At 42.3% G+C, this 14087-nt stretch carries 10 protein-coding genes; 7 read left to right on the forward strand and 3 right to left on the reverse strand.

Annotation, left to right across the window (positions count from 1 at the left end; genetic code table 11):
• Positions 1–290 precede the first annotated feature (290 nt).
• The 5 genes from V7K32_RS09645 (at position 291) to V7K32_RS09665 (ending at position 6499) form a co-directional block, all read left to right on the forward strand.
• A complete protein-coding gene (locus V7K32_RS09645; protein WP_334992600.1) occupies positions 291–2036 on the forward strand; it encodes a protein kinase domain-containing protein in 1746 nt (581 codons plus the stop codon).
• Positions 2036–2716, forward strand: a complete 681-nt coding sequence (gene bioD, locus V7K32_RS09650; protein ID WP_334992521.1) for a dethiobiotin synthase — start codon at positions 2036–2038, stop codon at positions 2714–2716. Before V7K32_RS09645 ends, bioD begins: the two co-directional genes overlap by 1 nt.
• A 431-nt stretch (positions 2717–3147) precedes the next feature.
• Positions 3148–4050 (forward strand): undecaprenyl-diphosphate phosphatase, encoded by a 903-nt coding sequence (locus V7K32_RS09655; protein ID WP_334992522.1) that lies wholly within the window; start codon positions 3148–3150, stop codon positions 4048–4050.
• Positions 4051–4379: 329 nt separating this feature from the next.
• On the forward strand, positions 4380–5072 hold the full coding sequence (locus tag V7K32_RS09660) for a DUF4337 domain-containing protein (RefSeq protein ID WP_334992523.1): 693 nt from the start codon (positions 4380–4382) through the stop codon (positions 5070–5072).
• 188 nt (positions 5073–5260) lie between these two features.
• Positions 5261–6499 (forward strand): M20 family metallopeptidase, encoded by a 1239-nt coding sequence (locus V7K32_RS09665; protein ID WP_334992525.1) that lies wholly within the window; start codon positions 5261–5263, stop codon positions 6497–6499.
• A gap of 434 nt (positions 6500–6933) precedes the next feature.
• On the opposite strand, the gene V7K32_RS09670 is transcribed toward V7K32_RS09665, so the two are convergent.
• Together V7K32_RS09670 and nifJ are read right to left on the reverse strand one after the other, a co-directional pair.
• Positions 6934–7203, reverse strand: a complete 270-nt coding sequence (locus tag V7K32_RS09670; protein ID WP_334992527.1) for a hypothetical protein — start codon at positions 7201–7203, stop codon at positions 6934–6936.
• 93 nt (positions 7204–7296) lie between these two features.
• On the reverse strand, positions 7297–10935 hold the full coding sequence (gene nifJ, locus V7K32_RS09675; RefSeq protein ID WP_334992529.1) for a pyruvate:ferredoxin (flavodoxin) oxidoreductase: 3639 nt from the start codon (positions 10933–10935) through the stop codon (positions 7297–7299).
• A gap of 259 nt (positions 10936–11194) precedes the next feature.
• On the opposite strand from nifJ, the gene V7K32_RS09680 reads away from it, so the two are divergent.
• Together V7K32_RS09680 and V7K32_RS09690 are read left to right on the forward strand one after the other, a co-directional pair.
• Positions 11195–11329 carry a hypothetical protein gene (locus V7K32_RS09680; protein WP_334992531.1) on the forward strand — a complete coding sequence of 45 codons (135 nt, stop codon included), beginning with the start codon at positions 11195–11197 and terminating at the stop codon, positions 11327–11329.
• Between the two features lie 581 nt (positions 11330–11910).
• Positions 11911–13089 carry an endo-1,4-beta-xylanase gene (locus V7K32_RS09690; protein ID WP_334992533.1) on the forward strand — a complete coding sequence of 393 codons (1179 nt, stop codon included), beginning with the start codon at positions 11911–11913 and terminating at the stop codon, positions 13087–13089.
• Between the two features lie 172 nt (positions 13090–13261).
• Here the strand turns inward: V7K32_RS09690 and V7K32_RS09695 are convergent, their stop codons facing one another.
• Positions 13262–14083 carry a WecB/TagA/CpsF family glycosyltransferase gene (locus V7K32_RS09695; protein ID WP_334992534.1) on the reverse strand — a complete coding sequence of 274 codons (822 nt, stop codon included), beginning with the start codon at positions 14081–14083 and terminating at the stop codon, positions 13262–13264.
• Between the last annotated feature and the right edge of the window lie 4 nt (positions 14084–14087).

Genomic DNA, 14087 nt, shown 5'->3' on the forward strand with positions numbered 1-14087 from the left:
ATCGTAAACATCTATTTCCCAAAGGATTGATTGAAAAAGAGATGAGCCAGTTGTATAAACTGGATTCTCAAGTTAATTTTCCATATTTCAAAATCTCTCGTTTTTCCAGGAAGATAAATTGAATTGAGAGTTGGGGGCTGTTAAATGGACTACGAAATAACCTAGCTCTGGTGGGGGTGTACCCATTGGGTATAGTAGAATATTGCCGCAGGTAACTGTCCGTCCCCTCTTGACTTAAATCTTTGTGGGTGACTTCCTCCTCAGTTGCTACTACACTCAATCATTCGCTCATGCAACCACCCCTTACAGTTGGCACTGTCTTGCAAAACCGTTATCGCATAATTCAAATTCTCGGACAAGGAGGATTTGGTAGAACCTATTTGGCAGAAGACCAAAGGCGCTTTAACGAACTTTGCGCGATAAAGGAATTGATTTCAACAGCAACGGAGGCTTTGGCTTGGGATAAGGCACAAGAGCTTTTTCACCGAGAAGCTGCGATTTTATATCAAATTGAACACCCACAAGTCCCGAAATTCCGGGAAAGATTTGAGCTAGACCAACGTTTGTTTTTGGTGGAGGACTACGTTGCAGGTCAAACGTACCAAACTCTAATGGCTGAACGCCAAGCTGTGGGTAAAACCTTCACAGAAGCTGAAGTATTGCAGTTGATAAAGTTGTTGCTACCTGTTTTAGAGCATATTCACAGTCGAGGGATTATTCACCGAGATATCTCGCCAGAAAATATTATTTTGCGAGATAGTGACGCTAAACCTGTGTTAATTGACTTTGGGGTGGTAAAGGAACTGGCAACTCGTTTACGATCGCCAGAGAGCGCAATGCCACAAACCACTGTGGGAAAATTAGGCTACTCTCCTAGTGAACAAATGCAAACAGGGGGAGCTTATCCTAGTAGTGATTTGTATGCATTAGCAGTGAGTGCAATTGTTTTGCTGACTGGTAAAGAACCGAGGGAGCTATTTGACGAAAACCAACTAACTTGGAATTGGCAACGGTGGGTAACAGTTAATCCGCTATTTGCTGTAGTGTTGAATCGAATGTTAAGTCATATACCAAGCGATCGCTATCAAAGTGCTGCTAGTGTATCTCAAGCACTACAATTTTTAGAGCAAGTCAATCTTCCGCCCTTGAATAGGTCTAACTTGCAAACAATTGCTGTTGGTCGCCGTCCTGACTCAGTACCACCAGCAGCATCGCCCAAGAAACAACCCAATCCTGTAATTCCACCAAGTTCGGCTAGCTCAGTCTTGGATAATCCCTTAGCGATCGCAGCAATTGCAACTGCTGTAGTGATCATAGCCGGATTTGGTTCTTGGGCGTTGGTAAGTTCCATCCGCAGTCAGTCGAAAACACCAAATGAGACGCTTCCACAAAATTTCCCTTCACCAGTTATTTCTGGTGGTACTACATTCACATCCACACCCAGCCCCGAACAACCTATCATATCTATTAGGCAGCTTAATCTTAAAGCATCTAAGCCAACCACAGTTACAGATACTCTCAAAACAAATCAAATTATCCGATATACTTTTTTTGGTCACTTAGGTGACAATTTAACTGCGTTTATTAGCCCAGGAAGCAACGTTTTATTAACAGTGTTCAGTCCCAATCAACAACCAATTGATCAGAATGTTCAACAAGTAACATCATATAAAAGCCCATTGCTGGTTACTGGTAGATATACTATTGAGTTAACACTGGTTTCAGGAGTTGTCGAAAGCAATTACAGCCTGACTATTGGATTAGAAACACCATCTAAACTAATACCTACACAAACACTTACCCCAATTCCAACAGAGACACCCACTCCTATTTTTACACAAATACCTACCCCAATACCGACAGAGACACCCTTCCCAATACCTACCCCAATACCGACAGAGACACCCCTCCCAATTCCGACAGAGACACCCTTCCCAATACCGACAGAGACACCTACCCCAATTCCGACCACTGGTGAAACGCCAAGTTTTCCGCCAGTTGATGGAACACAACCATTTTCTGGCCAAAGAAATTAATGTTAAATACACTACTGATTACTGGAACTGATACCGAAGCTGGTAAAACTGTTTTAACAACTGCCTTAGCAGCCTATTGGCAAAAATATTATCCTCAGCGTAGCTGGGGAATCATGAAACCGATTCAATCGGGGATTGGCGATCGGGAGTGGTATCAAAAGCTATTTACACTAGAACAATCTTCAGAAGAAATTACACCTTTGTACTTTCAAGCACCTTTAGCCCCTCCGATCGCCGCAGCACGAGAAAATCGCCAAGTAGATTTAGCAGTAGTTTGGCAAGCTTTATCTAAATTGCGATCGCAACGTGATTTTGTGCTTATAGAAGCCTTGGGTGGATTAGGTTCGCCTGTAACTGAAGAATTAACGGTAGCTGATTTAGCAGGAGAATGGCGTTTACCAACGGTATTGGTAGTGCCAGTGAGATTGGGTGCGATCGCTCAAGCAGTGGCGAATGTAGCATTAGCTAGACAATCGCGCATCAATCTCAAAGGCATTGTGCTCAACTGCGTACAACCTAGAACTGATGCAGAAATAGCCGACTGGACACCACCCCAATTGATTCAATCACTTACAAACACACCAGTTTTAGGCTGCTTACCATATTTAGATAACCTGAGTGATTTAGATAAACTTGCTCAAGTAGCATCAGATTTAGATTGGGAAATACTGACATTTTAAATTGGGGATTGGGCAAAACAGTTCTGAGTGCTGAGTTAGGAGTTAGGAACTCAGCACTGTTGATTAGGTTAGGCATTGAGCATTTTGTAGCGAACACCCAAGCCCTGTTTACACCTGGTGCAGTCACAGTTATGACATAACTTGGTAATAGCTTTGTCAATAAGACGTGCAATGGTAAGGAAAGATGAAGTTAACCTAACTTTGGTGACACACAGGGCAGGATTTACCTGCCTTATTTAATATTTTGAACTACAACACCACTTCATTAGCAGCTTTCGTCTGTGCCAAACATAAATATGATAAAACTTTAAATAAAATATAGGCTAACCTATTAAATGTCATTCCAGTGGCATATCTTAGTCATAGAAACGTCATTGGCATAAGTTAATTTGTCGGTGTTTGATTAAAAATAAATTATTTACGCCTGACTCATGATGCTTTCTTTTGCGGTGACGAGTGCAGTCTGTGGCACTGGTAGTGAAGTGAATCTAGACTTTGCTAACCTTAGCTGGATTGACGTGATTATTTTAGGCATCGTTCAGGGAATTACAGAACTATTACCAATTAGCAGTACTGCTCATTTGCGGATAGTACCAACTCTACTGGGACTCAAAGATCCGGGGTCTGCTTTTTCAGCAGCAATGCAATTAGCTAGCTTGACTGCTGTTTTAGTCTATTTTTGGCAAGACTTAAAAAAATTAACAGGAGAGACAGTTAGAGCAATTAGCGGGCAAGATTATCAATCTAGTTCTTTGCAATTGATGTTAGGTTTATTGGTAGGAACCTTGCCTATTGCTGTGGCTGGTGTGCTACTCAAACCAATTCTTAACGCCTGCAACTCACCGATGCGAGGGTTGGTAGTTATTGGTGCAGCTTCAATTATTATGTCAGGATTGTTGGCGATCGCTGAAAAACGCGGAGGACGCGATCGCACTTTCGACAACCTCACCCTCTGGGATGGCATTTGGGTAGGAATTGCTCAAGCTTTCGCCCTAATACCTGGCGTTTCTCGCTCTGGTTCCACCCTCACTGCTGGGTTATTTTTGGGCATGAAACGGGAGACATCAGCCCGATTTTCTTTTTTGTTGGGCTTACCAGCCGTGATTTTAGCGGGTGCTGTAGAACTCCACACTCTTACCAAAGCGGGACTGAGTGCAGCTGGTTGGTTGACTTTATTGGTAGGCTTAATCTCTGCCAGCATTTCCGCTTTTCTAGCAATTTGGGGACTTTTACGCTACCTGGAAGAACACAGTACCTTGATTTTTATTTTCTACCGCTTGGCGATGGGTGTATTTTTGATAGTTGCAGTGATGGCTGGTTGGTTGCAGAATTAATTTTAACTAATAATGCTTAAAACTCTATTTTTTTATCCCGGATTTCTCACCACATCTCGATTAAGCCTGCTCTTGAGCAGAGAGGCACTTGTGCTCTTGATCCGGGGGGAAAGAATTTATACAACAACTCTCCTCTGCCCCTCTGCTCAAGTTTTAGACTTGAAATGTATTAGACATTTCCGAAAAAGAATGTAGAGACGCGAAATTTCGCGTCTCTACAAGGGTTTTAGGTTACGCATATTTAATTTCTGGAGATGTCTATTGATTCTGTATTCTGAATTCTGTATGCTGACCACTGTTTTATGTTTAAGTGAAATTGGTATAACGATATGGACATAAACCCAATCGACCTGGTTGAAGATGAAAACGATGACCCCGAAACCCCAGCTAACCGCGAAAAACGCAAAAGTCGTCTAAATAGTGCTGTTGCAATTGCAGTTGCATTGCTCGCAACCTTTATGGGCATCTGCAAAGTCAAAGACGATAATCTAGTTCAGGCAATGCAGCAAGCTCAAGCAAATAAAATTGACGATTGGGCGTTATACCAGTCTCGTAATATTCGTGAAGAAATAGCCAAATCAAATGTCGTGCAACTGAAATTTCAATCTGTTTCTCAACCTTCTGCTGTGAGGGCTGAGTATGAAAAACAGATTGCCGCTTATCAATTAATTGCCGATAAAGAAGACCAGAAAAAGCAGGAACAGAAGCTAGTTGCCGAAAAAGATCAAACAACCTATGACCAGCTTAATTACCATGACGACCAGTTTGATTTAGCTGATGCTTCCTTATCGCTCTCGGTATCGCTATTTGCCATTACATCTTTATCTCAGAAAAAATGGTTGTTCTACGCCGCTTTAGTTCCAACTCTATTTGGCTTAGTCATGGGGTTATCGGGATTATTAAACTGGCAACTACACCCCGATGCTTTGACCAAATTACTATCCGAAAATTTCTTAGAAAAACCAGCCGAAAACAAAATACTGCTTTCCACTCGCACTTTTGCAAATCCCAAAGTGTTTTAACAAATTCTGGGGGTTTAAGTCTCATAACCCCTGAGATACCTCACCCTGGTTTTACGTAGTAAATAAAACCTGTTCCTCTCCTTACTAAGCAGAGGGATGTCCGATAGCACAGGGTGAGGTTTTGAAATTCCCTACGATAAACTAAGAAAATAAACTTGCCTTAGCTGTACTTAAACTAGTTTGTCATAATGGTTTCTACCTTTTTCAATTCCTCTTCTGTTGATTTATCTCGCATCCGATTGGCGATCCGTTCATTGCAACCGCAATTGGTAGAGTGGCGGCGGCGATTGCATCAACAACCAGAGTTGGGTTTTCAAGAAAAACTGACAGCTGAGTTTGTATCACAAAAGCTGCAAGAATGGGCAATTAACCACCAAACTGGCATTGCCCAAACTGGCATTGTTGCCACCATCAAAGGTAACAAACCCCACACTCCCCACTCCCCACTCCCCACTCCCCAAGTTTTAGCGATTCGGGCAGATATGGATGCTTTGCCAATCCAAGAACTCAACGAAGTACCCTATAAATCGCAGCATGATGGAGTAATGCACGCTTGTGGACATGATGGACATACTGCGATCGCATTAGGTACAGCTTACTATCTTCAACAGCATCGCCAAGACTTCTCCGGTATCGTGAAAATTATCTTTCAGCCAGCAGAAGAATCACCAGGAGGCGCAGAGCCGATGATTGAAGCTGGAGTGCTGAAAAATCCTGATGTTGACGCGATTATTGGTTTGCACTTGTGGAATAATTTACCCCTGGGAACAGTAGGTGTACGTCCTGGGGCGCTGATGGCGGCTGTGGAGTGCTTTAACTGTACAATTTTGGGCAAAGGTGGACACGGCGCACTACCCCATCAAACTGTGGATTCTGTTGTAGTTGCTGCCCAAATTGTAAATGCCTTGCAAACCATTGTCGCTCGGAATGTTAATCCCCTTGATTCAGCTGTGGTGACAGTAGGCGAACTTCATGCTGGAACCAAGCGGAATGTGATTGCTGATACAGCGAGAATGAGTGCCACTGTCAGGTATTTTAATCCTACTTTGAAAGACTTTTTCAACCAGCGTGTCGAGCAGATTATTGCTGGAATTTGTCAAAGTCATGGTGCGAGTTATGACTTAGAATACTGGTCACTTTATCCGCCAGTTATTAATGATATTAAAATAGCGGAATTGGTGCGAACTGTAGCAGAACAAGTGGTAGAAACCCCATTGGGTATTGTGCCAGAATGCCAAACTATGGCTGCTGAAGATATGTCATTCTTCTTACAAGAGGTTCCTGGTTGCTATTTCTTTTTAGGTTCTGCGAATCCAGAGAAAGACTTAGCATATCCCCATCATCATCCCCGGTTTGATTTTGACGAAACGGCGTTGGGAATGGGTGTGGAAATGTTTGTTAGATGCGTGGAAAATTTTTTTAGTTGAGTCGGTGTAAATTAGATAGATTTTTTTAATCAAGTTAAATTTAACCACGTCTATTTTGAAACCTATAGTTGTTCCATGATGAAAAGGATTTGCTCTCATCCCCCAACCCCGAATCCCAAATCTGGGATTCGGGGAGCCAGAATTTCAAACTCCCTCTCCCAGATTTGGGAGAGGGATTTAGGGAGAGGGTGAAAACTACGGTTCTCAACTAAGATTTGGTTTTACTTGAATTTTCTGGCTACTGCTGAACTAACTATTGGAGTCGCAAAAGCAACTAATGCGACTTGAAAACTAACTTTTGAACGAACTAAGTAAGTCGGGGCAAATAATCATCACTGGTTTGTAGTTGCGCTTTAGCGCTAAAGCGCAATTACAAAGCAAATACAGAGATTTTACTTTTCGTTACATAGTTTGCTTTTTTCTCGCCGACCTACTTATGCTTGCAAAACAAAATCTGATGCGGCCAGAGTTGGCGCACCAGTTAGAGTTGCAAATAGACCACCACTGCCAAAACCCGCCGTGCTGCCATTTTGGTTGTAAAACAACTGTCCACTTACAGAATCGTAGACAATTTTTGCTGTGCTAGTCGCTGCTGAAGAAGTGACTTGAAAATCACTCTTGTTACTAAAACCTGTTCCCGGAGCAGAAGCGATGCCGTTGATACGGAAGCCGTTAGCGCTAAGCTGCGCGGGCAGGATGCCCACCCCACAAGAGTTATATTTAATTCAATTATGCAAATTAGATGTTTTTTAGCTTACTAAAGTCGCAATGTTTATAACTAAAATCAGGGCTAATGTTCAGACAATATCGCGTTTTGCCAGATATTGATACATCTGCCAACGTGTATCTACCTCAGCTTGCGCTTGTTCTAACAAGTGCTTGGCTACGTCTGGTTTACTCTTGGTGAGCATCTTGAAGCGATTTTCTTGATACATTGAATGTTCTACAGATTGCTTCGGCGATCGCATATCCAATTGCAATGGATTTTTACCCTGTTTGAGCAACTCTGGATTATGCCGATACAGTAACCAACGTCCTGATTCTACCAAAGTTTTCTGATGATTCATCCCTGTGGTCATATCAATACCGTGGGCTATGCAATGGCTGTAAGCAATAATTATTGATGGCCCATCATAAGCTTCTGCTTCCAGAAATGCTTTGAGAGTATGTTCATCTCTAGCGCCAAGGGCTACACTCGCTACGTAGACATTTCCGTAGGTCATGGCAATCATCCCTAAGTCTTTCTTAGGTGCTGGCTTACCACTGGCGGCATATTTAGCAACTGCTGCTCGTGGCGTAGCTTTGGAAGATTGGCCGCCTGTATTAGAATACACTTCTGTATCCATAACTAAAATGTTGACATTTCGACCACTAGCAATTACATGATCGATACCGCCAAAATCAATATCATAAGCCCAACCGTCACCGCCAACAATCCAGACGCTTTTTCTCACCAAGTAATCGGCGAGGGATTTGAGATTTTGGATTTTGGATTTTAGATTAGGATCGAAAGTGACGATTTCATCTAACTTCTGCTGCAACAGTTCTATCCTTTCGCGCTGCTCCCAAATGTCAGCCTCAGATTTTTGTTCAGCTTTCAGGATTGACTCAATTAAATCACCAGGAATTATTGATTGGTGAATTTCCCCACTCCCCAACTGTTGCAACAATTCCGCCGCAAACTCAGCTTGTTTGTCGAGAGAAAGACGGAAGCCAAAACCGAATTCGGCGTTATCTTCAAATAAATTATTAGACCACGCAGGGCCACGTCCTTGGGCGTTGGTTGTCCAAGGAGTTGTGGGGAGATTACCACCATAAATTGAGGAGCAACCTGTAGCATTGGCGATGACGGCGCGATCGCCAAACAATTGTGTTAATAATTTTAAGTAAGGTGTTTCACCACAACCTGCACAAGCACCAGAGAATTCAAATAAAGGTTCTTGCAGTTGTTGTTGGCGAATCTGGTTTAATTTTAGCGATCGCCTGTCAGGATTAGGTAAACTCAAGAAGAAATCCCAGTTTTTTCGCTCTTGCTCCCGCAATGGCAACTGCTGTGCCATATTAATCGCTTTCCGCGATGGCTCAGATTTATCCTTAGCAGGGCAAATATTTACACAAATAGTGCATCCTGTGCAATCTTCTGGGGCAACTTGAATGGTAAATTTTTGATTGGCAAAGTCTTTATCTTTTGCACCAGTTGACTTGAAGGTTCCTGGTGCATTAACTAACTCATCCGCTTGATAAGCCTTTGCCCGGATGGCACTGTGCGGACAAACCATCACGCACTTACCACATTGAACGCAGACATCAGGCTGCCACACAGGTATCTCTTCGGCAACGTTACGTTTTTCCCACTTTGCAGTACCTACGGGAAAGGTGCCATCAACAGGTAGTGTGCTAACAGGTAAATCATCACCTTCCCACACCATGATTTTGCCCAGAACTTCTTGTACAAATTTGGGAGCAGAATTAAGTGAAGAGTGAGGAGTTAGGAGTGAGGAGTTAGGAGTATTGATTGTCTGTGGTATGTCTACCTTATGCAAGTTGTCTAAGGTGTTGTCTACAGCTTGCAAGTTCATGCGGACAACTTCAGCGCCTTTTTTACCGTAAGTTTTATCAATGGCTTGTTTGATTTTAGCGTTAGCGTAGCTCGCCGCAGGCATCGCTTCTTCCTGTGGCAAGACACCCGCTAAGGCAAAGAAGCATACTTGCATAATAGTGTTAATTCTGCCACCTATGCCACTGTCGCGGGCAACCTGGCTAGCATTAATTACGTATAACTTCAAATGCTTATCAATAATTTGCTGCTGTACCTTCATCGGCAGATATTGCCAGACGCTATCTGCATTGTATGGACTGTTAAGCAACAAAGTCGCCCCAGGAATAGCAGCTTTCAAAATATCTATCCGTTCTAGAAATCCCCAGTGATGACAACCAATAAAGTTGGCTTGGTCAATCAAGTAGGTAGAGCGAATTGGTTCTTTCCCGAAACGTAGGTGAGAGACCGTTATTGATCCAGATTTCTTGGAATCATAGACAAAGTAGCCTTGGGCGTAATTGTCGGTTTCTTCACCAATAATCTTGATGGAGTTTTTGTTAGCCCCAACAGTGCCATCAGCACCTAACCCATAGAACATTGCCCTAACAACATTATCCGATTCTGTAGAGAAGTTGGGGTTAAAGCTCAAGGAAGTATGACTAACGTCGTCATTAATCCCAACAGTAAAGTGATTTTTCGGTTTAGCTTGGGCAAGATTATCAAAAATGCCCTTCACCATCGCCGGAGTAAATTCTTTGGAAGAAAGACCGTAGCGACCACCAATAATTTTAGGGTATGAGGAAGATGAGGGGGATGTTGCTCCCATTACTCCCTCATCTCCCCACGCCTCATGGATAGCAGCCACAACATCTAAATACAAAGGCTCACCGGCGCTACCTGCTTCTTTGGTGCGATCGAGAACTGCGATCGCTTTTACACTAGTTGGTAATACTGCAACAAACCTTTGGACATCAAAGGGGCGGTAAAGTCGCACTTTCACTACACCAAGTTTTTCACCACGGGCGTTAAGATAATCTACTGTTTCATGGACGGTTTCACAACCTGAACCCATAAGAACGATAACGCGCTCGGCATCGTTGGCTCCGTAATATTCATAGATTTTATAATGCCTTCCCGTGCGTTCTCCAAACTCATCCATGATCCGCTGGACAATTTCTGGACAGGCGTTGTAGTAAGGGTTAGCCCCTTCACGTCCTTGAAAGTAGACATCGGGGTTTTGAGCAGTCCCGCGCAATACTGGACGATCTGGGGTAAGGGCGCGACTGCGGTGGGCGAGTATTAGGTTATCGTGAATTAGCGATCGCAAATCCTCATCTGACAATAATTTGACTTTTTGCACTTCATGGGAAGTACGGAAGCCATCAAAGAAATGCATAAACGAGACTCGCGTCTCTAAAGTAGCAGCATGGGCGATGAGAGCAAAATCTTGACTTTCCTGCACCGAAGCCGAACACAATAGAGCAAAGCCAGTAGCACGGGCTGCCATCACATCACTATGATCGCCAAAAATTGATAACGCATGGGTAGCCAAAGAACGCGCGGCAACGTGAACCACAACGCTAGTCAGTTCACCAGCAATTTTGTAGAAGTTGGGGATCATCAACAATAATCCTTGAGATGCCGTGAAGGTGGTACTCAAAGAACCTGTTTGTAATGCCCCATGCACAGCACCCGCGGCTCCCCCTTCGCTCTGCATCTGCACGACGCTGGGAATAGTACCCCAGAGGTTAGGACGACCTTCTGCTGACCAAGCATCTGCCCATTCACCCATAGCTGAAGAGGGAGTGATAGGATAAATGGCAATCACTTCATTTAATTTGTAAGCAACACGGGCGACAGCCTCATTCCCGTCGATAGTTGCAAAGGTTTTGTTCATAATTTGATTTTTGTCCCCGCCTCTAAACTGCATTATCAGAACACGTAAATAGGAAAATTAGAACTAGCCAGAGCCAAGTAGACAGTGTATTCTGGGCTTTTAAGTTAACTTTAAATAAATACTGTATATATAAGCATCTCATCCGAAAGAGCGCATCTATTAATATCTCTTAATCATGTACTCAATAACCAAAGTATTGATGAGATAAAGCTTTGGGGTAATTTATTATTTTTTGTGGGGTATAGGTTCGGGAATCTTTTTGTTCAAGCTAAACTGCGATCGCTCTTTGCAATTACTATTAGGACTTACGCACACTCTACGCTTGGCGCTCTTGGCGTCTTGGGAAACCCGCCGTCGGCGACTGGTAAACCCGGAGGGCGGTTCGATAAATTAAGCTTTTTAGCAATTTTTGCGTAAGTCCTGATTTCTTTGATATCGCGCCCATATTTTTTGTCGAGTGCAATGCAGCAGTGGGTTTATCTGCTAAGACAATCTTAGGATGTCTAACTAAGGCACGAGCAATGCCTACGCTACCCGTTGCTTTTGCTCGTTAGACTCCTATTTGATTGCGTGAAAAAACTCGCCCTCAACTCGAAAAGGCTGATTCCCTACTCCCTACCTATCGCGCTTCGCGCACCACGCAAAGAAGTATGGCTACGCCAAGCTGCGCGAACAGAAATCAAATCAGATTGCTAAGGAACGTGAATTAAATAAAATGCAAAACTTCATCAATTATCTCAATCCCTCTCCAATATATCTGAGAGGGATTGAGGGTGAGGTAAGCTCTCGAACATAAAATCTATGTTATTTAATTATTATATGAACATCTTTATTGCTGACATATAAAAGCATATTTGATTGATTTAAATAGAACAAATAGTGCAGTAATCATAACTAAAACTAAAAAATATTACAGATTATTTTGTAATATAATATATATGGCTATATATGGCTTTTTATTAAATTAAACAATTTATGCTTTATCGAAGAAAATTCTTAAAAAGAGCAGGATACACAACTCTTTCTGCCTTATTAACTACGAGCTTTTTGCAAAAGGATAAGCAAAAAGAAGACTATAGCACGAATGCTGATATAGGAAATTATGCAAACACAAATGTAAATTCTTCTCTTCGGCAATTAGCAGCCGCCAAAGGCAAGCTTTATGGTGCAGCAATTTCTAGTGATATTTTGCTAAAAGAGAAAGATTACGCTAACCTGATTGCTCGTGAATGTTCGATTGTGACACCGAATGGTGAATTAAAATGGAACGCCACTGAACCACAGCCAGGACAATTTACCTTTGAATCAGCAGATGCGATCGCTGATTTCTGCCAAAAGTATAATATAGACATGCACGGGCATACCCTTTTCTGGCACATGGGAAGACCAGACTGGCTTCCTTACCCCCCCACTCTTAAAATGATCGAACAGCATGTTAAGGGAGTCATGGGGCATTATCGTAATAGCAAGGTTTTAAAGTCTTGGGATATTGCCAATGAAATTATCGCTGATAATGAAAATGAAACTGACAACCCTACATACGGTTTGCGTAGAGGGTTAAAACCAGAATTAATTCGAGACTTATTTTTAATTGCCGCTTCAGTTGATAACAGCAAGAAATTTTACCTAAACGATTTCGGCATCGAAGGCGCTACATGGAAATCAGATCGTTTCTTAAAAATTGTCGAATATCTGAAGAATAGCGGCGTTAAAATTGATGGGGCAGGTATCCAATCGCATCTATGGTTTTCTACTGCATATTCTTTTGACGAGAAAGGATTTAATTCTGTTTTAAAACGCCTTAATGATATTGAAGTAAAACCAATAATTACAGAATTAGATATTATTATTGATGCCCCACTACCCGATAGTATCCAAAAGCTCGACCAGATGGTAGCCGACAGTTACAAGCGATATCTTGACCTGTGCTTTGCGGCTAAAGTCGATACTGTAATTACATGGGGGCTTACCGACCGTCATACCTGGATACGACATCCCGACTGGATGCCAAGACAACGCTTTAGAGAGAATCCCAATCTCTGGAAATTTCTGCGTCCACTTCCCTTCGATGAGAACCTGCAACCTAAATTTGCCCGTAATGCTATTGCCCAGGCTTTTGAGCAAGCAACTTATACTACACCCACGTATAAATAGAGCTTTTAATTATTATTCCAACCGAAATACATAGGAGATTCTTCGCTATTCACAAGCACGAAAGTTAAATCAACCGTACTCACTAATTAATGATTAAGCCTAGCCTTAAAACAGTATTTCATAAATTCGTGACGAATTGAGCGATCTCCTGATAAGGCTTGGCGAGACTCAATCACGCTATAAACTTATGAAATTTTGTACTGAGAAATAGCAGCATTTTATTTTTTTGTTGACTTGGCATACTCCAAATTTCTCGTAAAAATAAAGTAGCTAGAAACCAAGGCTCAAGTAAGTAACGTCTCCAAAGTCTTTTAGGTTCAGATAACAAGCGATACAACCATTCCAAGCCCACCTTTCCCATCCAGCGAGGAGGAGTGGGTACTGCTCCTGCTACATAGTCAATACAGGCTCCACTAGTCAAAATACTGTTGGTATGAATATGCTCAAAATTTTCATAAATCCAACGTTCTTGGCGTGGCATACCCATCCCCACCATCAATACATGAGGTTTGTAAGCATTAATTGCAGCCAGAGTAGCAAGATTTTCTTGACTATCTTTATCCATGTCAATATAGCCATGAGCGCAAGCAATCTGTAACCCAGGAAATCTGCGGCACAAAATACTTGCTCCTTTTTCAGCGACTCCTGGTTTTGAACCTAAATAAAATACACGCCAACCTTTATCAGCTGCTTCCCCCATCAAAGGCCATACCCAGTCAGCATAGGTTACCCTTTGTTCTCGTTTTATAGGAAAACCCAAGAGCTTTCCAATCAACAATAGAGGCATACCATCAATATGGGTATATTCTGCCTTAGCATAAAAAGCTTGCATTCTTGGATCATTATGGAAGAGATAAAGACTATGCATGTTATGATTAGCAATAATCCATTTCTGATTCTTCTCAATAGATTCTTCAATCAATAAATTTAAGTTTGGGATAGAGAGTGCATCCACTTTAACGCCGAGAAGTTTATAAGAAAATGGATTTTTCATGAGT

This window comes from Nostoc sp. (genome assembly GCF_036917635.1).
In the GTDB taxonomy this organism is placed as follows: domain Bacteria; phylum Cyanobacteriota; class Cyanobacteriia; order Cyanobacteriales; family Nostocaceae; genus Nostoc.